Consider the following 21,718-nt stretch of genomic DNA (forward strand, 5'->3'; position numbering starts at 1 on the left):
TTACCTTCCCTCTCTGTACCACATCGCGCCCATGGCCAGCAGCAGCAGGCAAAGGCCCAGGAAGCCGCCGAACAGGGGTACGCGCGAGACGGCTTTGAGCACGCTGTCGTCGGTGCTGCGCAGGCCGATCCAGTCTGCGCCCGAGGCCGCACCGGAGGCGCGGACCGGGACGATGGAGGGCAGGGCGACGCTGCCGGTGAGCTGGCCAAGGGTGGAGGAGGCCGCCAGCCGGCGCACGCTGCCGCCGGTGGCCTCAGTCGGAGCCTTCAAGCGGTCCTCGGTAGAGACGACGTCGGAGAATTCCGGCGCGTTGACCGGGCCGACATGGGCGAGTGCGGTCAGGTCACCATTGCCGATCTGGTAGAGGCCGATCTCCTTGGTCTCGATGCTGCCCAGGAAAACGCCGGGTTCGGACTTCTCCAGCTTGACGATCAGCGCCTTGCCCGAAGGGGTGATCACCTGCGCCGGGCCGGGATCGTCGCTCATCGTCTGGCGGCGGATTTCCAGCATCATGCCGCGGCCGTCGGCGGTCAGCCGCTCTTCCTCGAGTTCAGGTTCCTTCATCAGCCAGTGGGCGATGCGGCGGTAAAGCTGGACATGCGGCCCGCCACCCTCGAAGCCGCGCGCCCATAGCCAGCCCTGATCGGACAGAAGCATGCCGACGCGGCCTTCGCCCTTATGATCGAGCAGAAGCAGCGGGCGGTTGTCGGCGCCCTTCATCACCACTTCGCCTTCGGGGTTCTGCACGCCGATGGTGCGGAACCAGCGGCTCCAGCGCGGCGGCTCGGTCGCCGAGCCGTCGAGGCCGCGCGTCACCGGATGGCGCTGGCCGAGATCGGTGAGGCGCGGATAGAAGGCCTTGTCGATGACTTCGCCGGTCGGCATTGCCGGCAGCGACGACATTAGCGGGGTGCGGGCAATCGAGGAGTCGCCGGCATATTCCGGCCCGGCGGCGATCAGCAGCGCGCCGCCCTTTTCGACGTATTCGGAGATGTAGTCGTAATAGAGGATCGGCAGCACGTCGCGGTGCTGGTAGCGGTCGAAGATGATGAGATCGAAATCCTTGATCTTCTCGACGAACAACTCGCGGGTCGGGAAGGCGATCAGCGACAGTTCGTTGATCGGCGTGCCGTCCTGCTTTTCCGGCGGCCGCAAAATAGTGAAATGGACGAGATCGACCGAGGCGTCGGATTTCAGCAGATTGCGCCACGTGCGCTCGCCGGCATGCGGTTCGCCGGAAACCAAAAGCACGCGCAAGTTCTCGCGGATGCCGTCGATCAGCGCGATGGCGCGGTTGTTGGCGTCGGTCAGTTCACCCGGCTCGCGGTCGATGGAGAGTTCGACGATGTTGCGGCCGGCGCCGGGGATGGTCACCTGCAGCGGCATCGCCTGGCCGATGGTCGCCTCTTCGACCGCGACCTGCTCACCATTGACCGAGACGCGGACATCGACCGGGCCGGCTTCGCCGTCGGTGGCGATGACGCGGTAGGTCATGTCGAGCGGCTTGCCGACGAGGCCGAAGCGCGGCGCGTTCTCGAAGCGGATGCGGCGGTCCTTCTCGTGCTCGTTGCCGGTGATCAGCGCGTGCAGCGGCGCATTGAAGTCGGGGGCGGCCGGTGCGTCATGCACCTCGCCATCGGTGATCATGATGGCGCCACCGATGCGCGAGGGCGGCACGTCGCGGAAGGCGCCTTCAAGCGCTGCAAAAAGCTTGGTCTCGNATGATGGCGCCACCGATGCGCGAGGGCGGCACGTCGCGGAAGGCGCCTTCAAGCGCTGCAAAAAGCTTGGTCTCGGTGCGCTCGTCGGCGGCTTCCGACTTGCCGGCCTCGACGACGCGGACGTCGAACTGCTTGAAGCGGCCAAGGCGCTGCTGCAAACCGGCAAGCGCTTCGTTGGTCTGTTTGGTCCGGTCGCCGATATCCTGGCTCTGGCTGCGGTCGACGATGACGGCAACGACGCTCTTCAGCGCCTCGCGCTCCTCATCGAGGAAGACCGGATTGAGGAGTGCTGCGCCCAGCGCAATCAGCGCCGCGAAGCGGAAGATCGCGCCGCGCTGGCGAAACCACAAGCCGACAGCCGCCAGCACCAGCAGCGGTGCGAGCACCAAAGCCAGCAAGGGCCAGGACAGCAGCGGTTCGAAGGAAATCGACCAGTTCATAGGCTCACTGCCCCAGCCGTTCGAGCAGGATCGGCACGTGCACCTGGTCGGATTTGTAGTTGCCGGTCAGCATGTACATCATGATGTTGACGCCGGCGCGCAGCGCATAGATGCGCTGCATCGGATCCGATGGCACGGTCGGCAAAAGCGGGTCACCATTCTCGTCGACGGCCCAGGCGCCGGCAAAATCATTGGCGGTGATCAGGATCGGCGAGACGCCGTCGCCGACGCGTACCGGCCGATTCTCGGCATTGCTGGCCTCGAGCGAGGCTTCCACCCAGAGCGGGCTGCCGGAGAAGCGGCCGGGAAATTCGGGCAGGATGAAGAAGGATTTGGTCAGCACATGGTCGGCGGGCACCGGCTCCAGCGGCGGCACGTTGAGATTGCCGAGAATGTCGCGCAACCGTTCCGTCGCCGGGCTCGCCGAATCCGCACCGATGCCGTTGGCGAACTGGTCGCGCGTGTCGAACAGCACCGTGCCGCCCTGCTGCATATAGGCGTCGATGCGGGCGATCGCGGCTTGGCTCGGCATCGGCGCGGAAGGATCGATCGGCCAGTAGATCAGCGGATAGAAGGAAAGCTCGTCCTTCGAGATATCGACGCCCGCCGGCGCGCCCGGCTCGAGCGCGGTCTTCTCGATCAGGAAGCGGGTCAGGCCTTCGAGCCCGGCGCGGCTGATCGAATCGTCACCGGGCACACCGGTCAGCACATAGGCGATGCGGGTCTTGGCAATATCCTCGATTGCCGCGGCATCGCCGGGCTTGGCGTCGTCGGCGTGGGCGAGGTCGGCATGGCCAAACAGCATGCCGAGGCCAAGCAGCAGCGCAGCCGTCGTTGCCGCGGCCGATCGGCCGCGGCGCGGTCGGCGCGACATCAGCCCGCCCATCCAGAACACCGCCAGCGTGTCGAGCAGCATAAGCGCAAGTGCCGCTGTGACCAGCGATCCCTTGAGGTCGCGCGATTCATCGAAAGCGTACTGGATATTGGTCACCGGCACTGTGAATTGCGGGCGCACCAGCGGCGCGAAGGCGGTGGCCGGTTCGAGCAGATTGTGGGCGAAAACGCCGGTTTCCGAGCCGTAGAGGCCGGGCGGGTTCTCGAACGTCACCGGCAGCGTGCCGGCGCCGGGGACCAGCGGTCGCGCGTCCGGCGTCGGCGGCACCAAAGTGCCGTCGGCGGCTATCATGCGATAAGGTGCCAGCGACGTAGCAGCGGCTTCGGCGTTGGCAACCGCCGCACCCTGGTTGCGCGACAGCTGCACGATGCGCCGCAGCATCTCGACGAAGCTGCCGGAGATCGGCAGCGTCGACCATGTCGCTTCCGGGGTGATGTGGAACAGAACCAGCGTGCCCTTGCCCTTCTTCAACCCGGTCACCAGCGGGGTGCCATCGGCAAGGGTTGCCCAGGTGCGTTCGACGATGTCCGGCGTCGGTTCGGCCAGCACCTGCCGGCTCACCGTGACCTCGGCCGGCGGTGCGAGGTCGGCGAACGGGCCGTTCTTCGGGAATTCGGTCACCGCCTGCGGCGTCGTCCATGACAGCGCGCCGCCAAGCGAGCGCTCGCCGGTGCGCAGCCTGACCGGCAACAGATCATCGTCATTGCCGGCGGCGGCCAGCCGCGAACCGGCAAAGCGCACCAGCGTGCCGCCATTGTCGACCCAGTCGACCAGCCGCTGATGGACCTGCGGCGGAATGGTACCGATATCGGCCATGACGATCATCGCCGGCTTCTGGTCGAGAAGCTGCGGGATGGCGTCGGCGAGATCGACGCTCGACGGTTCGACCAGATCGGCGAAAGGCTGCAGCGCGCGCCTGATGTAATAGAGCGGCGACAGAAGCGGCTGCGCCTGGTCGGCCTCGGCCTGCGATAAAAGTCCGACGCGGCGGCGCTTGGAGCTTTCGTCGAGCACGCGCACCGCACCTGCCTGGCGTTCGCCGTCGAGCGCGATCGAGGCGAAGTCGTTGCGCAGTTCGAACGGCACCGCCATCGTGCCGCTGGCGGTAGTCTCACCCGGCGCGAAGGTCAGCGTCGCGTCGGCGATGCGGCGGCCCTTGTCGTCGAAGGCGCCGGCGGTGACTTGTGCCGGCGCCGGGTCGCCGGGCGCGCGGATGGCGGTCAGGGCGAAGCCGTCGACCTGATTTTCGGCGCCAGTGAGCCCAGTCAGCGCCAGCCGGTCGGAATTGGCCCAGACGACACGGGCGGCATTTTTCGACAGCAGTGTGTTGAAGGCGGCCTCGTCGCCCTTTGCCGCAAGGCCCTCGGCGAGAACGGCAACGCTGGCGCCGGGCAAGGTTTCCAGCACGCCGGCGACGCGGGCATAGACGGCGGGTCGGTCGGTTGGGATCGGCCTCGGCTTGGCGGCGCGCAGCCGGTCGAGGGCAGCCGCGGCATCGAAGGGGCCGATCTCGGCGTTCGGCTTTTCGGCGGTGAAGGCGATGACGACCGGTACGCCGTTCGAACCGGCATCGGCGATCAGCCGCTGGGCGGTGGCGACGCGCTTGCCCCAGTCGGCGGCACTCGCCCAGTCATTGTCGATGACGAGCGCCAGGGCGGCGCCCTCGGCCGGCAATTTTTCGCGCGGATTGAAAACGGGTTCGGCTAATGCCGCGACGACAAGGGCTGCCATCAACAGCCGCAGCAGCGTCAGCCACCACGGGCTCTGCTGCGGCGTTTCCTCGCGCTTCAGCACGCGAGCGAGGATCTTCAGCGGCGGAAACATTTCGGACTGCGGCTTGGGCGGTGTGAGCCTGAGCAGCCACCAGATCACCGGCAGCGCGAGCAGGCCCCACAACACCATGGGAGCGCCAAAGGAGAGCGGCAGCCAGCTCATGCGCCGGCCCTTCCCACGAATGCGCCATCGGCGGTCATCGCCATGTGGATGCGCACCAGCGCCTCGGAAGCGAGGCGATCGGTGTGGTTGACGGTGTAGCTCCAGCCGAGGCGCTTGCACCAGCTGGCCATCTCCTGGCGGCGGGCGGTGTAGAGCAGGCGGTATTCGTCGCCGAGCATTTCGGCGCGGCCGGCGGTCAACTTGTCGCCGGTCTCGGGATCGGTGAATTCGGTGCGGCCGGCATAAGGAAAGGTCTCCTCCGCCGGATCGGCAACCTCGATCAGATGCGCACGCACGCCATGCCGCGCCAGCACATCGAGCCATTCCATGGTCTCCTCGACCGGGTCGAGGAAATCGCTCACGACGACGATGTCGCAGAAGCGGCGGATGGCGGACAGGTCAGGCTTTGCTGGCAGGTCCGCGGCGTGCATCAATTGCGCTGCGATGCGCTCGGCGCCGTTGCGGGCGGTGAACGGATCTGTCAGGCCGGGCCATGCGATGCGCTCGCCGCTGCGAGATAGCAATTCGGCCATGGCCAGTGCCAGCACCAGCGCGCGCGATTCCTTGGAAACGCTGGCGCCAGTCGATTTGTAGAGCATGGAGGGCGATGGGTCGGCCCAAAGCCACACCGTGTGGGCTGCTTCCCATTCGCGGTCGCGCACATAGGTGTGGTCGTCCCGGGCCGAACGGCGCCAGTCGATGCGCGAGGAATCGCCTTCGACATAGGGGCGGAACTGCCAGAAATTCTCGCCGATGCCGCGCTTGCGGCGGCCATGCCAGCCGGCAATTACCGTATTGACGATACGGCGTGCCTCGACCAGCAGGTCCGGCACCAGCGAAGCCCGCAACCGGCCCCTGGCGAGCGCGTCGCGCGTCGCTGCCGGTGCCTGGACTTCGCCGATACGTGCCATCAGATTCCTTTGGCCAGTTTCGCCACCACGTCGCGCACAGTCGTGCCCTCGGCGCGGGCGGCAAAGGTCAGCGCCATGCGGTGCTGCAGCACCGGTTCGGCCAGCGCGCGGATGTCGTCCACCGACGGCGCCAGCCGCCCGTCATAAAGCGCGCGCGCACGGGCGCACAGCGTCAGCGCCTGGCTGGCGCGCGGGCCGGGACCCCAGGCGACATGCTTGTCGGTCTCGGCATTGCCCTGGCCGGGACGCGCCGAACGCACCAGTTTGAGGATGGCGTCGACGACGCTTTCGGGCACCGGCATACGGCGGATCAGCGTCTGGATTTCCCTCAGCCGCGCCGGCTGCAGCACGTTTTGCGCCTTGGCGTCCTCGATGCCGGTGGTTTCGAGCAGGATGCGCCGCTCGGCCTCGATTTCGGGATAAAGGATGTCGACCTGCATCAGGAAGCGGTCGAGCTGCGCTTCGGGCAGGGGATAGGTGCCTTCCTGCTCCAGCGGGTTTTGCGTCGCCAGTACATGGAAGGGCGCGGGCAGGTCGTGGCGAATGCCGGCGATGGTGACGTGATATTCCTGCATCGCCTGCAGCAGCGCCGACTGGGTGCGCGGCGAGGCGCGGTTGATCTCGTCGGCCATCAGCAATTGCGCGAAGATCGGGCCGGAGATGAAGCGGAAGGAGCGCTTGCCGGCCTCGTCCTGTTCCATCACCTCTGAGCCGAGAATGTCCGACGGCATCAGGTCGGGTGTGAACTGGATGCGGCGCGAATCGAGGCCGAGCACGACACCGAGCGTTTCGACCAGCTTGGTCTTAGCAAGGCCGGGCACGCCGACCAGCAGCGCATGGCCGCCGGCAAGCAGCGCCACCAGCGTGCGCTCGACCACCACTTCCTGGCCGAAAATGACGCGGCCGACGCCGTCGCGCACCCTGGAAATATCGGCCAGCGCCGTCTCGGCCTGGGCGATCATGTCCTTTTCGCTGATTGGGCTTTCCTTGACCATTACGCTCATGCCGCATCGATCCTTGTGCTGGAAGTACCGGCTTGCACTGTAGAGCCTTAGAATGCCGCGATTCGGCTTCGCCTGGCGCCTACGAATGAATTTAAATCACAGACTTAGGCTGACAAGCGGAACAACAGTGACTATTTCGTGACCATGACGGAACGCTCCGAACATCGCGAACACAGCCTTGCTGCCGCAACCGAGGCGCGCGGTCTCGAAGCGTTGATCTCGCGTGCGGCTCGCGCCGGCAAGGGCGCGGCGCCGGTGGAGCGCTGGAATCCCGACTTTTGCGGCGATCTCGACATGGAGATCAAACAAGACGGAACGTGGTTCTATCTCGGCACGCCGATCGGCCGCATGCCGCTGGTGCAGCTGTTTTCCAGCGTGCTGCGCAAGGACGAGGATGGCAGGACCTATCTGGTGACGCCGGTCGAACGGGTCGGCATCCGCGTCGTGGACGCGCCTTTCATCGCGGTTGAAATGGATGTTTCCGGCGCCGGCGCCGAGCAGACCATCACTTTCCGCACCAATGTCGGCGATGTCGTCGAGGCCGGACCTGGCCATCCGCTGCGCTTCGTCGACGAGAACGAGACCGGCGGCCTGAAGCCCTATGTGCTGGTGCGCGGGAGGCTGGAAGCGCTGGTGGCGCGGCCGGTGATGTACGAACTGGTCGAGCATGGCGAGGAGATCGATATCGGCGGCAAGACGATGTTTGCCGTGCGCTCGAAAGGCGAAATCTATCCGATCATGCCGGCGGAAAAACTGAAGCGGCTGAGCGCATGATGGATCAGGTGAGGCCGCCGCCGTTTTCCACAGCGGATTTTCGCGCGCGGGTCGCCGCGCAAGCTGAAGCCCATGCCGGCGACGATTATGGCGATCATCGCTTCAACCCCGGCCATCCACGGTTGACGCAGCTCAAAGCGCTGCGCGACGCCGCGGTGCTGATCCCGGTCGTCGATCATGGACGCGATGCGACCGTGCTTTTGACCAAGCGGGCGGAAAAACTGCGCAGCCATTCCGGGCAGGTGGCTTTTCCTGGCGGCACCATTGATCCCACCGATGCGACCCCGGAAGCAGCGGCCTTGCGCGAGACCTTCGAGGAGATCGGCCTCGGCCATGACCGCATCGAGATCATCGGCCGCATGCCCGATTATGTCGCCGGCAGCGGCTATCGCATCGCGCCGGTGCTGGCGATCGTCGAGCCCGGTTTTACGCTGTCGCTCAATTCCGACGAGGTCGACGCCGCCTTCGAAGTGCCGCTTTCGTTCCTGATGGATCCGGCCAACCACACCAGGGACAGCCGCATGTGGAACGACCTGGAATGGTTCTTCTACGATATGCCCTATGGCGGCCAGCGCATCTGGGGCGTCACCGCCGGCATCATCCGCACGCTCTATGAAAGGCTCTATGCTTGAGTGATCCGATATCGCTGGCGGGCAGAGCCGACTGGCTGGGTGAAAAGCATCTGCAGCGGCTGCTTGCCGTGCTGGCGCAGGGCGGCGAGGAAGCCCGCATCGCGGGCGGCGCGGTGCGCAATGCGCTGATTGGGCAGCTGGTCGCCGATATCGACGTTGCTACCACTTGCCTGCCCGAGGAAACCGTTCGCCGCGCCGAGGCGGCGGGCTTCAAGGCGGTGCCGACCGGCATCGAGCACGGCACGATCACGGTGATTGCCGGCGGCGCGCCCTATGAGGTCACCACGCTGCGCGCCGACATCGAGACCGATGGCCGCCGCGCCAAAGTGTCGTTCGGCCGCGACTGGAAGGCCGACGCCGAACGGCGCGATTTCACCATCAACGCGCTCTATGCGGAGGCTGACGGGACGGTCGTGGACCTGGTCGGCGGCGTCGGCGATATCGAGGCACGAAGGCTGCGCTTCATTGGCGATGCCGAGCAGCGGATCCGCGAAGACTATCTGCGCATCCTGCGTTTCTTCCGCTTTTTCGCCTGGTATGGCGAGGGTCGGCCCGATGCCGAGGGATTGAAGGCCTGCGCCCGGCTCAAGGACGGTCTCGCCCATCTCTCGGCCGAACGCATCTGGTCCGAGCTGAAGAAGTTGTTATCGGCCCCAGATCCGTCGCGCGCCTTGCTGTGGATGCGCCAGGCCGGCGTGCTCACCAGCGCCCTGCCGGAAAGCGAGAAATGGGGCATCGATGCCATTCATGAGCTGACCAAGACAGAAAAGGATCTGGGCTGGGCGCCGGACCCGCTGCTCAGGCTGGAGGCGATCGTGCCGCCCGATGCGGAGAGGATGAAGACACTGGCCAAGCGGCTGAAACTTTCGACCACTGAGGCGGAGCGCCTGCGCCACTGGGCGCTGACGGCTGCCGTCGAGCCCAAGACAAGCGAAGCGGAACTGGCCAAGAAACTCTATTCCGGGGAGCGCCAGGGTTTTCTCGATCGCCTGCGGCTGTCGCTGGCGTCGGCGCGAGCGCGGGCTCTCGAGGACAATGACGCGCTGGTTCAGGCCGGCGGGTTTTCGCGCCTGCTCGCTTTTGCGCTGAAATGGGAAAAACCGGTGTTCCCAGTCAAGGGCGGCGATCTGACGGCGCTTGGCGCATCGCCGGGGCCAATACTCGGTGCGATCCTGAAAAACCTGGAAAAGGAATGGATCTGGTCCGGCTTTGCGCTCGATCGCGACGCGCTGCTGGAGCGCGCCGCAGAAGCCTTGAAGGCCAGATAGGACTGCTCAGGCCGCGTCGCGAACTTTCTCGATGCGCGAGCGGATCGCCTCGATCATCGTCTCGCGAATGACCGTTTCGCCATGTGTCTCGCGCATATGGTCGACGGCGCGGCGCATGACCTCGGCTTCCTCACCGGCACGCGTGTGCCACTCACAGCCGGGAACCAGCGAGCCGCAATGGAATTCCTTCATGGGATTTTCTCCTTTTCCTCCTTGGAGCCTGTGCCTCTCATGGGCACACGAAGCTCCGCCATCTCTGTTCCGCGCCCTGTCACAGCAGTCGGTTTCGGGGGCGCGCACCGGGGAGTTAGCATAACACGGTTCCACGAGTTTGGTTGCCGTGGGGGCGAAAAAGGCGGAGCAGCGCTGCTCCGCCCCCTCTTGCCAGGCTAAGCCAAGGCGAGAACGTTCGGTCTTGTCCCGGTCACTTCTCGATCTTGACGGACTCGGCAACCTTGTTCTTGCCGCTCATGTCCCAGGAAACGCGGACCTTTTCGCCGGCCTTCAAGCCTGGATCCTTGAAGGTCTGGGGCAGCGTGAAGGTGGATCCATCGTCCAGAACAAGGCTCATGGCCGTGCCATCATAGGTCTTGACCGTGCCCGTGGTGTGCTTGACCGCGGCAAAGGCAATCGAGCCGGAAGCGAGAAGGGCAGCGGCGGCTGCCGAAACAATGAGCTTTCGCATGTAATACTCCTGGAAATGCGGGCATCCGTTTGGAAAATGCTCCGCCTTGTTCAGGGCCGTCCGGTAGCGTCGTGTCGCGGTTCGGGACTGAACCGCCGGCGCTTCCCGGCCCGAAACGACAAATAGCCGTTTTCTTTCAATCGCCTATTAGACGAAAAAGATAATGGCGATGCCACATTGGCTGCCCAGATTCGGCGAATGGGACGTCAATGCGGCTCACGTTTCGCTCACCGATTTTTTACGGCCACCTGACCTCCGGCGGCAGGCTGGACAGGATCGAAGCGACATTGCCGCCGGTCTTCAGGCCGAAGATGGTGCCGCGATCGTGAAGAAGGTTGAATTCGACGTAGCGGCCGCGGCGAATGAGCTGCTCGTCGCGGTCGTCGTCGGTCCAGTTCTCGTTGAAATGGGCGCGAACCAGGTGTCCGTAGACGACAAGGAAAGAACGCCCGACATCCTGGACGAAGTTCAAATCGGCATTCCAGCCGCCTTTCTCCTCCCCCGAATGCAGCCAGTCGAAAAAGATGCCGCCGACGCCGCGCGGCTCGTGGCGGTGCGGCAGATAGAAATACTCGTCGCACCAGGCCTTGAATTTGGGGTGGTCGGCGATCGCAGCGTTCTTCTCGCAGGCGAACTGCATGGCTCGATGGAAGGCGACCGTGTCGGGGTGATCTTCCGTGCGGTTGCGGTCGAGCACCGGCGTCAGATCGGCGCCGCCGCCAAACCAGTGGCGCGACGTCACGACCATGCGGGTGTTCATGTGCACGGCCGGCACGTTGGGGTTCCAGGGATGCGCGATCAACGAAATGCCTGATGCCCAGAAGCTCGGGTCTTCCTCGGCGCCGGGCATCTGCTTCCTGAATTCGGGCGAGAATTCGCCATAGACGGTCGAAGTATGGACGCCGACCTTCTCGAAGACGCGGCCGCGCATCATCGCCATGGCGCCGCCGCCGCCCTTTCCATTGTCGCGTTCCCACGGCGTCTTCTCGAAGCTGCCGGGCGACCATTCGGCCAGTGGTCCCTGCAGTTCCTGTTCGATCTGCTCGAAGGTTGTGCAAATGCGCTCGCGCAGCGTCTCGAACCAGAGCCTAGCCTTCATTTTCTTCTGTTCGATGTCGGGTGGCAGGCCTGCCGGTATTTCTGGTCGTTCCAAAATGCTGTCTCCGGTCGCGGCCGACAAAGGACCTAGTGGAGTGAATTTGACATTTGCACACAGCGTGGCGCAGGGCACGATGCAAATGTCAAATTCGAAAACTCCACCAGAAACATAAACTTGCTAGTGGTCCTTGTGATTCCAACATTCGCAACGGCGCCTGGGGATTAGGGAGGCGAATGTTGGAATCGGACCACTAGCCTTTTCCGGGCGCGATCCCTAATCTCTTAGGGGCAAGGGTCAAGTGTCATCTGGTTCGGCCCAGGAGTTCTTTCATGCGCACGCCGGCAAGACCGCCGCTGCATGGCCTGAAGAAAAGGCTCGATCGTTCACGCGCCGAGCGCGAGCGCATGCCGCGTGACGGGTTTTTGCGCGAGACCTTCGTCCTGCCGCGCCCGGATGCGCGGCTCAAGGCCAAGGAATGGTTCGAGCGTTTTCCCAAGCAGGCCTACTGGACCGAGATCGAAAGCTGGTTCGAGCGGCCGGGCGACGTAATCGAATTCACCATACGGCGGCTGCCCGCGGCGGATTAGGATTCCACAAGCAGTCGCCTTGCGCCCGGCCCTTGCGCACTCAAGCGATCTTCCCTGTTTCGCAGCGGGCATTTGTCGATCGACATGCAGCCGCAGCCGATGCAGTCGGTAAGGCCGTCGCGCAGCTTCTTTAGCTGAGTGATCTTGCGATCGAGGTCGTCGCGCCAGCCGGTCGACAACAGGTTCCAGTCCTCGCGCGTCGGGGTACGGCCTTCTGGCAGCGATTCAAGTGCGGCGCCGATCTCGGCCAGCGAGATGCCGACCTCCTGGGCGATCCGGATGATCGCCACCCGCCGCAGCACGTCGCGGCCATAGCGCCGCTGGTTGCCCGACGTGCGGTGGCTGCGGATCAGCCCGCGCGCCTCGTAGAAATGCAGCGCCGACACCGCCACGCCGCTGCGCATGGCCAACTGGCCGACCGTCAATTCCTTTACCGGAGCCATCTCGATTTTCCGCTTGACCTCAACTTAAGTTGAGCTTGTAGCCAGGAAATGTCGATAGGGCAATTGAGGAGAAGGCGATGTGCGCCTGGGTGAGAATGATGCAAGACGCAAGGGCCGTTGGCGATGACGACAACGCGTTGAAGGTTCTAGCCGAGTTGCCGGATGGCTTCACCGGCGACCATGGCGACGGACAGCGCGACGTTGATGCTGCGCGTGCCCGGCTGCATCGGGATCGTCAGCCGCGCATCCGCCGCCTGATGGACAGGATCCGGCACGCCGGCGGATTCGCGGCCGAACAGCAGGATGTCGCCTTGGGCGAAGCTGAAGCCCGTATAGGGGGTCGCGGCTTTGGTGGTGAGCAGCACCAGCCGGCAGGCTTGGCCCTTGCGCCAATCCTCGAAGGCGTTCCAGTCGACATGCCGGGTCAGGGCAGCCATTTCGAGGTAGTCCATCCCGGCGCGCTTGAGCGCTTTGTCGGAGAGCGGAAAGCCGGCTGGTTCGATAATGTCGACGCCAAGGCCGAGGCAGGCGGCGAAGCGCAGGATTGTTCCGGTGTTGCCGGCGATGTCAGGCTGGTAGAGGGCGATGCGGAGACGGTGGTTCATTTCCGCGTCTTTCTAATAAGTGGCAGATCGGCCACAGCGGGTGGCTGGTTTTGGAAATTGCTGGACCTGCGGGTGGCCATTTTCTGCGAAGTCGATTATACCGCACGCATTGTCAACCCGAACCGATGGAGGGGTATTTCATGATGACCATGCACATCCAGCGCCCCTCCCGTGGGCTTACCTGCCTGCTGGCGGTTTCGGTACGACGATTTACCTGATCTCTTAGATCTGATCGCACCGATTCCCGCCGAACCCAATTTTCGGCTCTCGAAGGAATCCTGCGATGTTTTTCAAACGGTCAAAGGGGCCAAGCGCCCCAGCTGAGCATGTCGCGACCGAGGCCTATCCTCGTGTCCCGACGGATGCAATCCGTGCCTCCGGCCGAAGGCCGGCGCACGACATTGCTTCGCCTTTTTATGTCTATTTTCACACGGAGGACGGACCGATGTTCGATCCCTATAAGATACCTGGTTCAAGAAGCCTGCACGAACGCAAGACGGCGACCTGGGCGTTGCTAGTCGGCGAGACCTATTCGTCGGCGGTTCATGCCGAGACGCGCCGGCGTCCGCATCGCGGCATGTTGCCGGATGTCGATTTCTCGCGTGCGGTTCCCGACCACAGCCGGCCGTCGCTGGTGCGCCGGATCATCCGGCTGATCCGGCCGGGCGCGAAAAACCGGACTGGCGGCGGCGTGCCGTCAGCTCAGTCGAAGGCTTCTGTCGGTGAAAAGCCCGCAAGTCCCTATATTGCGCGAAGCAGGACCGATGGCCCGGGTGATTCCGGGCCGTCAGTCCCCGCCGACGTACGGTCTGGGGACGCGGAGCGCCCCGGGGATTTTTCCCGCGCCGCATGAGCGGACAACAGTTTTGTGAGCATCACTATGTTTAGCTGGTTTGAAAGAAGGCTCGATCCGTTCCCCGCAGCGGAACCGGTCGAGCCGCCGAAGACGCTGGTTGCCTTCTGCGTGCATTATACGCGCGGCGCCTGGCCATACATCATCGTCGACGCGGTGCTGGTGACGGCGATTGCCATCGCGGAAGTGTGGATGTTCGGCTTCATGGGCCACATCGTCGACTGGCTGTCCGGGCAGAACCGCGAAACCTTCCTGCAGACCGAGAGCTGGAAGCTTGCCGGCATGGCCTTCGTCGTGCTGTTCGCGCTGCCGGGTACGGTATGGCTGCATTCTTTGCTCAACCAGCAGACGCTGATGGGCAACTACCCCATGCGCATCCGATGGCAGGTGCATCGTTATCTCTTGAAGCAGTCGATGAGCTTCTACCAGGACGAATTTGCCGGCCGCATCGCCACCAAGCTGATGCAGACGGCACTCGCCGTGCGCGAATGCGTCATCAAGGTGATCGAGGTGCTCAATTACGTCATCGTCTATTTCCTCGGCATGCTGTTCATCGTCGGCTCGGCCGACTTGCGGCTGGCGGCACCTCTCGGCGTCTGGCTGCTCGGCTATATCGGGTTGTTGCGCTATATCATCCCGAAGCTGGGCAAGGTCGGCGAGGCGCAGGCCAATGCGCGCTCGACGATGACCGGCCGCGTCGTCGACAGCTACACCAACATCCAGACGGTCAAGTTGTTTTCCCATGCACGGCGCGAAGCAACGTTCGCCAAAGAAGGCATGGCAGGCTTCCTCGACACGGTCTACCGGTCGATGCGGCTGGTGACGGTGCTTTACGGGCTGCTCTATATCCTCAACGCGCTGCTCCTGTTTTCGGTGACGGCGCTGGCGCTGTGGCTGTGGCTCGGCCAGGCGGTGACGATCGGCGCCGTCGCCGTGGTCATCGGCCTCGTGCTCCGTATGTGGGGCATGTCGCAGTGGATCATGTGGGAAATGTCGAGCCTGTTCGAGAACATCGGCACGGTGCAAGACGGCATCGCCTCGATCTCGCTGCCGCGCCTGGTCGAAGACCGGCCGGGGGGGAAGGACATTGCCGTCACCAAGGGCGAGATCCGCTTCGACGACATTCGTTTCCACTATGGCAAGCAGAAGGGCGTCATCGAGAACCTGTCGCTGACGGTGAAGCCCGGCGAGAAAGTCGGCATTGTCGGGCGCTCGGGTGCGGGCAAGTCGACGCTGGTCAATCTCCTGTTGCGGTTCTACGACCTCGAGAACGGCCGGATCCTGATCGACGGCCAGGAGATCGCTTCGGTGACGCAGGATTCGCTGCGCGCGCAGATCGGCATGGTGACGCAGGACACTTCGCTGCTGCATCGTTCGGTGCGCGACAACATCCTTTACGGGCGGCCCGATGCGACGGAGGAAATGCTTGTCGAGGCAGCCGGGCGGGCCGAGGCGCTGGAGTTTATCGGCAGGCTTTCGGATCACACCGGACGTAAAGGGCTCGATGCTCATGTCGGCGACCGCGGCGTCAAATTGTCCGGCGGCCAGCGGCAACGCATCGCCATTGCTCGCGTTATGTTGAAGGACGCACCGATACTTATCCTTGACGAAGCGACGTCGGCGCTGGATTCCGAAGCCGAGGCCGCCATCCAGGAGAATCTCTACAAGCTCATGCAAGGCAAGACCGTCATCGCCATTGCGCACCGGCTGTCGACCATCGCGGCGATGGACAGGCTCGTCGTCCTCGACAAGGGCCGTGTCATCGAGGAAGGGTCGCACGAGGAACTCGTTGCCAGCGGCGGGCTCTACGCGCAGCTCTGGCAGCGCCAGTCGGGCGGGTTCCTGCTCGACGACGGTCCGGTCGATGCCGCCAATGACGCCGTTGCCAACGACATCGGCGTGAAGGGTGAAGCCGCAGAGTGATGACGTCAGCATGATGACAGCCGTCTATCGCTGGTTCGAGGACTGGGTCTATCCGTTCAGGGAGCCGGCGGACCTTCGGCCACCGCCAAGCGTCGGCGGCTTCCTCTGGCACTATGTCGGCCAGGCGAAGTTCGCCTTCTTCGCCATGCTGGTCATCGGCGGCATCGCGCCGCTGATCGAGGCCGGGCTTTTCTACTTCGTCGGGCGGCTGGTCGATATTCTCGACCAGCTTCCCGGTGAACGCAGCTGGGACGCGCTGTGGACCGCCGCCGGGCCTGAGCTTGTTTTCATGATCGCAGTGGTGCTGGTCATCCGCACCGTCGTCGTCGGCCTGTCGGCGCTGGTCAACGAACAGACGATCACGCCGGGCTTCTACAATCTGGTGCGCTGGCAGGCACACCGGCATGTGTCGCGGCAGTCCTACACTTTCTTCCAGAACGATTTCGCCGGCCGTATCGCGACAAAAGTCTGGCAGGCGGGGCAGGCGACCGGCGACCTGATGGAGAGCTTCATCGAGGTCATCTGGTTCATGCTCATCTATACGGTGACGACCTTGGCGCTGGTCGCCGGGCTGGATCTGCGCCTGGCCGTGCTGGTGGTGATCTGGATCCTCGCTTTCGCCTGGCTGGCCAAGCTCTATCTGCCCTCGATCCGCAGGCATGCCGAGGCGACGGCTGAAGCGGGCTCGATGATCAATGGGCGCATCATCGATTCCTATTCCAACGTGCAGACGCTGAAGCTGTTCTCGGCCGACGGCGACGACCGCTACATCAAGAACGGCTTCGACATCTATCTCGATGCACTACGGCCCTTCACCCGCCGGCTGACCGGCGTGCGAATGGCGCTGACGACGCTGTCGGGCATCATGATCACCGCGATTGGCTGCTTTGCCGTCTATCTCTGGGTCGAAGGGTCGATCACTGTCGGCGCCGTCGCCTTCACGCTGTCCCTGGTGCTGCGGCTCAACATGCTGCTCGGGCGCGTGATGATGCAGCTCAACGGCATTTTGCGAAACCTCGGCGTGCTGGAAAACTCCAAGGCGCTGATCTCGCAGCCGCTTGGCCTTGTCGATGCGCCGGATGCGAAAGAGCTTGTCGTCGCCGGAGGCCGCATCGAGGTGAAGAATGTCGAGTTCCACTACGGCAAGGGTTTTGGCGTGCTGAATGGCATCGACCTTGTGGTCAAGCCTGGCGAGAAGGTCGGGCTGGTCGGGCCGTCGGGCGCGGGCAAGACGACGCTCGCCAACCTCATCTTGCGCCTCTACGACCTCGAGAGCGGCAAAGTCCTGATCGACGGGCAAGGCGTCGCCGAGGTGACGCAGAACTCGCTGCGCGCCAATATCGGTGTGGTCAGCCAGGACACGGCGCTGTTCCACCGCTCGCTGCGCGACAACATCAAGCTCGGCATGCCGGACGCGACCGAGGCCGAGGTGATCGCGGCGGCAAAGAAGGCCGAGGCGCACGAGTTCATATTGGGCCTGCGCGACAACCGGGACCGTACCGGCTACGACGCTTTTGTCGGCGAGCGCGGCGTGAAACTGTCGGGCGGCCAGCGCCAGCGCGTCGCGATCGCCCGCGTCTTCCTCAAGGATGCGCCGATCCTGATCCTCGACGAGGCGACCTCGGCGCTCGATTCCGACATCGAGGCGGCGATCCAGGAGAATCTGGCCAGGCTGATGGAGAACAAGACGGTCATCGCCATAGCGCACCGGCTGTCGACCATCGCCGCGCTCGACCGTCTTGTGGTGCTGGACGGAGGCCGCATCGTCGAACAGGGCACGCATGACGAGCTGGTGGCGCTCGAGGGGCTCTATGCGCGGCTGTGGAAGCGGCAGTCCGGCGGTTTCCTCTACCACGAGGAAAGCGTGCTGGAAGAGACACGGCCGGCGGAGTAGGGCATGGCAGGGTCGCCTGATGTCGGTTACGTCCTCAAGCGGCTGCGGCCAACCGCGCCGGCCTTCGACGCGCTGAAGGAGGAGAGCCGGCTGGAGGGCTACTGGATGCTGGTGCGTCTGGCGGATGGCTGGGCAGGCGGCCGCAACAAGTTCCTGAAACGAGGCGAGGCGCTGTTTGGCGCATGGCATGGCCGAGAACTCGCTGGTGTGTGCGGGTTGAACATCGATCCTTATTTCGAAGGCCGGGACCACGGCCGGGTCAGGCACCTGTTCGTCAGCGCGCGTCACCGCCGCAGCGGCCTTGGGCGCATGCTGGTCGAGACCGTCATTGACAGGGCACGTCACCATTTTGCCGTGCTGAACACCCGCGCGCCACAAGAAGCCTTTGGTTTCTATGAACGGCTTGGCTTCCAGCCGGTGGTGGGCGAAGAATTCGTCACGCACCGCATGATGCTCTCTCAAGACAGAAAAGGAGGCTGAGATGCCACTGCGTCCGCCATCCCTAGGCGCCTCGGCTGCCGAAGCCGCGTTCGACGCGCTTGGCCATGAGATACTGGCTGAAAAGGCCGCAGCGCTCGGCCGTGCCGGCCAACGGGTCGAGGAAACGCTGGCCAAGCTCCGTCAGAACAACGGCGACGAGGAGCAGCGACCGCGGCTGCTCAAGGAGGCTGCCGCAGCGGTGCACGCCTATTTCATCCAGCGTGAACTCTGCGGCCTGCGCCGGCATGAGTCGGTCATCCGCGAATACGATATCCCAAGGGCCGTGCTGGTCAGGCTCGGTGCAAGCTAGAGGTCATCAGCCGGCAACATTCATTCCAGCCATTCGGTGATGAAGCTGCCGTTTTCGTGGATGTCGGTCGTTTCGAGCGGGCCTGGGCCAAGATTGGTGAATTTGTGCGGCGTATCGGGCGGCACGATCAGGATCTGGCCGGCCGTGGCCTCGATCTGCTGGTCGCCGATCGTGAACAGGCCGGTGCCTTGCCGGATGATGAAGATTTCACAATAGGGATGCGTGTGCAGGCGCGGGCCGCCGCCAATCTCTTCCTGATAGTTGAAAATCAGGCAGGAGTTGGAGCCGTAGGCGCCGCATTGCAGTTCGCCCTGCCAGCGGCCGGGCGTCCTGGTCCAGGTCTCGCGGTCGATGATGTGTGCCATAGCCTCTAACCCTTCGTCGGTATCCAGGGGTTGAAAAGCTTCACGCCGGTGCCTTCAAAATCCTTGGTGTTGCGGGTCACGACTGTCAAGTTTTTGACGAGCGCGGTAGCGGCTATGAGGGCGTCGCGCTCCGGCTTTGGATCGGGAACGTGGAGGTTTGCGCAACGCACGACAACAGCCGTGTCTATGCTCAAAATCCGGTCGTCAAACTGTGGAATGAGTGTCTGATCCAACCACTCACGGTACATGGTGGCCTGGCGAGTATCCTTCCTCGACAAGAGCAATGTTCCGATTTCGAGTTCCAGGATCGAAATGACCGACATGAAAAAGCTGGCGATGTCGTGGGTCTCTGACCAGGCCAAAACGTTGCGATCGGCCTTGTCCCGACGACGCAGATTCGAAACGACATTGGTGTCAAGAATGAACATCAGTCGAGTTCGGGAATCTTGAAAAACGGTCCTTCCAGGCGAGGTGGTTCCCAGTCGAAATCTGCTTCGGGGCGATCATCGGCAATCGCGTCCGCGAGGCTTCTCGGCTTCTTCTCTAAACGCTGATATTCCTCCATCGACATCAGCACATGGGAGGGCTTGCCGCGGTCGGTAATGATGACCGGCCCGTTCTTGGCTGCCCGTTTGGCATGCGCCGTGTCCTGGTTGAATTCACGGCTCGACATGATGGTTATCGTCTTCGTCGAGATATTCATATCAACACCTCCATCCGGAAGATGTAGACATATTGCTACATTCGGCCAAGCTCGTCAAATTTCTCTTCGTGCGGAACGCCCGCGACAATCTGCCCTTGTGGCCTCAGCCCGCTGGACAAAAACGGGCTTCACGCATAAACCGAAATCCAAATGCCGGAGGAATTCGCTAGCTTGTTCGCCATGCGCTGTCGGGCCGGCGCGATGGAGCGGGGACAAAGCTCGGCCGCCGGCTCGGAAGAGGCGAAAGGATCAGGCACCCGTGAGCGCAACCGACACCCAGGATCCCAACCGTCGTGATTTTCTCTACGTCGCCACCGGCATGGCCGCAGTGGTTGGCGCAGGCGCCGTTGCCTGGCCCTTCATCGACCAGATGCGCCCCGATGCCTCGACGCTGGCGCTGGCCTCGGTCGAGGTCGACGTCGCCTCGCTGACGCCTGGCATGTCGCTGATCGTCAAATGGCGCGGCAAGCCGGTCGTGGTGCGCAACCGCACCGAGCAGGAGATGAAGGACGGCGAGGCCGTGAACCTTGCCGACCTCAAGGATCCTATTGCCCGCAACGCCAATCTGCCCGCCGATGCGCCGGCGACCGACGCCAACCGCACCACGCCCGGCAAGGAAGCCTGGATGGTGATGGTGCAGGTCTGCACGCATCTGGGGTGCATTCCGCTTGGCCAGGAAGGCGATTTCGGCGGCTGGTTCTGCCCGTGCCACGGTTCGGTGTACGATACCGCCGGCCGCATCCGCAAAGGCCCGGCGCCGGAAAACATGGCCGTGCCGGTATTCAAGTTCATTTCCGATACCAAAATCCTTATCGGTTGAGGCAGGGGATAATTCGATGAGCGAGGGACACTCGACCTATACGCCCAAGACCGGTATCGAACGCTGGTTCGACGCCCGCATGCCGCTGCCGCGCATGGTCTATGACAGCTTCATCGCCTATCCGGTGCCGCGCAACCTTAACTATGCGTGGACCTTCGGCGGCATCCTCACGATCATGCTGGTGGCGCAGATCCTGACCGGTATCGTGCTGGCCATGCACTATACCGCCGACACCAACCTCGCCTTCAATTCGGTCGAGAAGATCATGCGCGACGTCAATTCGGGCTGGCTGTTGCGCTACATGCATTCCAACGGCGCCTCGTTCTTCTTCGTCGCCGTCTACATCCACATCTTCCGCGGGCTTTATTACGGCTCCTACAAGGCGCCGCGCGAGCTGCTGTGGATCCTCGGCTGCATCATCTATCTGCTGATGATGGCGACCGGCTTCATGGGCTATGTGCTGCCTTGGGGTCAGATGAGCTTCTGGGGCGCCACCGTCATCACCGGCTTCTTCAGCGCCATTCCGCTGGTCGGCAACTGGATCCAGGAACTGCTGCTCGGCGGTTTCGCCGTCGACAACCCGACGCTCAACCGCTTCTTTGCGCTGCACTATTTGCTGCCGTTCATGATCGCCGGCGTCGTCGTGCTGCACGTCTGGGCGCTGCACGTGGTCGGCCAGTCGAACCCGACCGGCATCGAGGTGAAATCGAAGACCGACACCGTTGCCTTTACGCCCTATGCGACCATCAAGGATGCATTCGGCATGATCGTGTTCCTGTTCTTCTTCGCCTATTTCGTCTTCTACCTGCCGAACTTTCTCGGCCATCCGGACAATTACACGATCGCCAACCCGCTGAAGACGCCGGCCCACATCGTGCCGGAATGGTACTTCCTGCCGTTCTACGCGATCCTGCGCGCGATCACCTTCAACATCGGGCCGATCAACTCCAAGCTCGGTGGCGTGCTGTGCATGTTCGGCGCCATCGTCATGCTGTTCCTGGTGCCGTGGCTCGACACCTCCAAGGTGCGCTCGGCGGTCTACCGGCCCTGGTACAAGCTGTTCTTCTGGCTGTTCGTCGCAGACGCTGTCCTGCTTGGCTGGCTTGGCTCGCAGCCGGCGGAAGGCGGCGGTCTGTTGACCCTCCTGATAGGTGAGGTCTCGGGCAACTACGTTGGCTACGCTCAAGCGGCGACACTGTTCTACTTCGCCTTCTTCCTCGTCATCCTGCCGGTGCTTGGCCTGATCGAGACGCCACGCAGACTGCCGAATTCGATCACCGAGGCGGTGCTGGAGAAGAACAAGGGTGCCGGAGGGGGACATCCGGCCGGTGCGACCGCGGCGCCGGAAACCAAAGGCTGAGTGAGAATCTA

Annotated in this window: 22 protein-coding genes and 1 pseudogene; 11 read left to right on the plus strand and 12 right to left on the minus strand. The window is 63.6% G+C overall.

All coding sequences use genetic code 11. The features are described from left to right. From X733_RS01000000165795 to X733_RS163070, 4 genes and pseudogenes are all read right to left on the minus strand, one after another. Positions 1 to 2,161 (minus strand): annotated as a pseudogene (locus tag X733_RS01000000165795) (hypothetical protein). Between the two features lie 4 nt (positions 2,162 to 2,165). Next, positions 2,166 to 4,991, minus strand: coding sequence for a DUF4159 domain-containing protein (locus X733_RS163080; protein ID WP_023817418.1), 2,826 nt, complete (start codon positions 4,989 to 4,991; stop codon positions 2,166 to 2,168). Further along, a complete protein-coding gene (locus X733_RS163075) occupies positions 4,988 to 5,902 on the minus strand; it encodes a DUF58 domain-containing protein (RefSeq protein WP_023683683.1) in 915 nt (304 codons plus the stop codon). Before X733_RS163075 ends, X733_RS163080 begins: the two co-directional genes overlap by 4 nt. Continuing rightward, a complete protein-coding gene (locus X733_RS163070; RefSeq protein WP_023670009.1) occupies positions 5,902 to 6,906 on the minus strand; it encodes a MoxR family ATPase in 1,005 nt (334 codons plus the stop codon). Before X733_RS163070 ends, X733_RS163075 begins: the two co-directional genes overlap by 1 nt. A 144-nt stretch (positions 6,907 to 7,050) precedes the next feature. Here X733_RS163070 and X733_RS163065 point away from each other — a divergent pair, with 144 nt between their 5' ends. The 3 genes from X733_RS163065 to X733_RS163055 are packed head-to-tail and all read left to right on the plus strand — an operon-like array spanning position 7,051 to position 9,580. Continuing rightward, positions 7,051 to 7,680, plus strand: coding sequence for a DUF1285 domain-containing protein (locus X733_RS163065; RefSeq protein ID WP_023670010.1), 630 nt, complete (start codon positions 7,051 to 7,053; stop codon positions 7,678 to 7,680). Next, positions 7,680 to 8,312, plus strand: coding sequence for a CoA pyrophosphatase (locus X733_RS163060; RefSeq protein WP_023683684.1), 633 nt, complete (start codon positions 7,680 to 7,682; stop codon positions 8,310 to 8,312). Before X733_RS163065 ends, X733_RS163060 begins: the two co-directional genes overlap by 1 nt. Further along, on the plus strand, positions 8,309 to 9,580 hold the full coding sequence (locus X733_RS163055; protein ID WP_031192981.1) for a CCA tRNA nucleotidyltransferase: 1,272 nt from the start codon (positions 8,309 to 8,311) through the stop codon (positions 9,578 to 9,580). Before X733_RS163060 ends, X733_RS163055 begins: the two co-directional genes overlap by 4 nt. A gap of 6 nt (positions 9,581 to 9,586) precedes the next feature. On the opposite strand, the gene X733_RS163050 is transcribed toward X733_RS163055, so the two are convergent. The 3 genes from X733_RS163050 to hemF form a co-directional block, all read right to left on the minus strand. Further along, a complete protein-coding gene (locus tag X733_RS163050; RefSeq protein WP_023670013.1) occupies positions 9,587 to 9,772 on the minus strand; it encodes a DUF1059 domain-containing protein in 186 nt (61 codons plus the stop codon). Between the two features lie 232 nt (positions 9,773 to 10,004). Continuing rightward, on the minus strand, positions 10,005 to 10,265 hold the full coding sequence (locus X733_RS163045) for a DUF1344 domain-containing protein (protein WP_023817423.1): 261 nt from the start codon (positions 10,263 to 10,265) through the stop codon (positions 10,005 to 10,007). Positions 10,266 to 10,503: 238 nt separating this feature from the next. Continuing rightward, positions 10,504 to 11,418 carry an oxygen-dependent coproporphyrinogen oxidase gene (hemF, locus tag X733_RS163040; RefSeq protein ID WP_023695814.1) on the minus strand — a complete coding sequence of 305 codons (915 nt, stop codon included), beginning with the start codon at positions 11,416 to 11,418 and terminating at the stop codon, positions 10,504 to 10,506. 275 nt (positions 11,419 to 11,693) lie between these two features. On the opposite strand from hemF, the gene X733_RS163035 reads away from it, so the two are divergent. Continuing rightward, positions 11,694 to 11,951, plus strand: a complete 258-nt coding sequence (locus X733_RS163035) for a hypothetical protein (protein ID WP_023683688.1) — start codon at positions 11,694 to 11,696, stop codon at positions 11,949 to 11,951. On the opposite strand, the gene soxR is transcribed toward X733_RS163035, so the two are convergent. Both soxR and X733_RS163025 read right to left on the minus strand, forming a co-directional pair. Continuing rightward, a complete protein-coding gene (gene soxR / locus X733_RS163030; protein ID WP_023691595.1) occupies positions 11,948 to 12,394 on the minus strand; it encodes a redox-sensitive transcriptional activator SoxR in 447 nt (148 codons plus the stop codon). The two genes, X733_RS163035 and soxR, sit on opposite strands and share 4 nt — an antisense overlap. Positions 12,395 to 12,540: 146 nt before the next feature. Further along, positions 12,541 to 12,999, minus strand: coding sequence for a tRNA (cytidine(34)-2'-O)-methyltransferase (locus X733_RS163025; RefSeq protein WP_023670018.1), 459 nt, complete (start codon positions 12,997 to 12,999; stop codon positions 12,541 to 12,543). 445 nt (positions 13,000 to 13,444) lie between these two features. On the opposite strand from X733_RS163025, the gene X733_RS0133875 reads away from it, so the two are divergent. Genes X733_RS0133875 through X733_RS163005 form a run of 5 tightly spaced genes read left to right on the plus strand, consistent with a single transcriptional unit; the run spans position 13,445 to position 18,459 of the window. Beyond that, complete coding sequence (locus X733_RS0133875) at positions 13,445 to 13,852, plus strand: hypothetical protein (protein WP_023705916.1); 408 nt, start codon at positions 13,445 to 13,447, stop codon at positions 13,850 to 13,852. A gap of 27 nt (positions 13,853 to 13,879) precedes the next feature. Further along, entirely contained in the window at positions 13,880 to 15,775 is a 1,896-nt protein-coding gene (locus X733_RS163020; protein ID WP_023817428.1) for an ABC transporter ATP-binding protein, read from the plus strand. Between the two features lie 10 nt (positions 15,776 to 15,785). Continuing rightward, the gene (locus tag X733_RS163015; protein ID WP_023817430.1) at positions 15,786 to 17,669 is read left to right on the plus strand and encodes an ABC transporter ATP-binding protein; all 1,884 of its coding nucleotides are present in this window, start codon (positions 15,786 to 15,788) and stop codon (positions 17,667 to 17,669) included. A gap of 3 nt (positions 17,670 to 17,672) precedes the next feature. Further along, the gene (locus X733_RS163010; RefSeq protein ID WP_023817432.1) at positions 17,673 to 18,149 is read left to right on the plus strand and encodes a GNAT family N-acetyltransferase; all 477 of its coding nucleotides are present in this window, start codon (positions 17,673 to 17,675) and stop codon (positions 18,147 to 18,149) included. Position 18,150: 1 nt separating this feature from the next. Continuing rightward, the gene (locus X733_RS163005) at positions 18,151 to 18,459 is read left to right on the plus strand and encodes a DUF6665 family protein (RefSeq protein WP_023817434.1); all 309 of its coding nucleotides are present in this window, start codon (positions 18,151 to 18,153) and stop codon (positions 18,457 to 18,459) included. Between the two features lie 20 nt (positions 18,460 to 18,479). On the opposite strand, the gene X733_RS163000 is transcribed toward X733_RS163005, so the two are convergent. Genes X733_RS163000 through X733_RS162990 form a run of 3 tightly spaced genes read right to left on the minus strand, consistent with a single transcriptional unit; the run spans position 18,480 to position 19,527 of the window. Continuing rightward, entirely contained in the window at positions 18,480 to 18,824 is a 345-nt protein-coding gene (locus X733_RS163000; protein ID WP_023724965.1) for a cupin domain-containing protein, read from the minus strand. Between the two features lie 5 nt (positions 18,825 to 18,829). Continuing rightward, the gene (locus X733_RS162995; protein ID WP_023670025.1) at positions 18,830 to 19,252 is read right to left on the minus strand and encodes a type II toxin-antitoxin system VapC family toxin; all 423 of its coding nucleotides are present in this window, start codon (positions 19,250 to 19,252) and stop codon (positions 18,830 to 18,832) included. Then, a complete protein-coding gene (locus tag X733_RS162990; RefSeq protein WP_023701566.1) occupies positions 19,252 to 19,527 on the minus strand; it encodes a type II toxin-antitoxin system Phd/YefM family antitoxin in 276 nt (91 codons plus the stop codon). The genes X733_RS162995 and X733_RS162990 overlap by 1 nt, the downstream gene beginning before the upstream one ends. A 259-nt stretch (positions 19,528 to 19,786) precedes the next feature. Between X733_RS162990 and petA the strand changes: the two genes are divergently transcribed. Next, complete coding sequence (gene petA / locus X733_RS162985; protein ID WP_023670027.1) at positions 19,787 to 20,347, plus strand: ubiquinol-cytochrome c reductase iron-sulfur subunit; 561 nt, start codon at positions 19,787 to 19,789, stop codon at positions 20,345 to 20,347. Between the two features lie 16 nt (positions 20,348 to 20,363). Next, positions 20,364 to 21,707, plus strand: coding sequence for a cytochrome b N-terminal domain-containing protein (locus X733_RS162980; RefSeq protein WP_023670028.1), 1,344 nt, complete (start codon positions 20,364 to 20,366; stop codon positions 21,705 to 21,707). The last annotated feature ends 11 nt before the right edge of the window (positions 21,708 to 21,718 follow it).

Origin of the sequence: Mesorhizobium sp. L2C066B000 (genome assembly GCF_000502335.1) — a bacterium.
Taxonomy (GTDB): Bacteria; Pseudomonadota; Alphaproteobacteria; order Rhizobiales; family Rhizobiaceae; genus Mesorhizobium.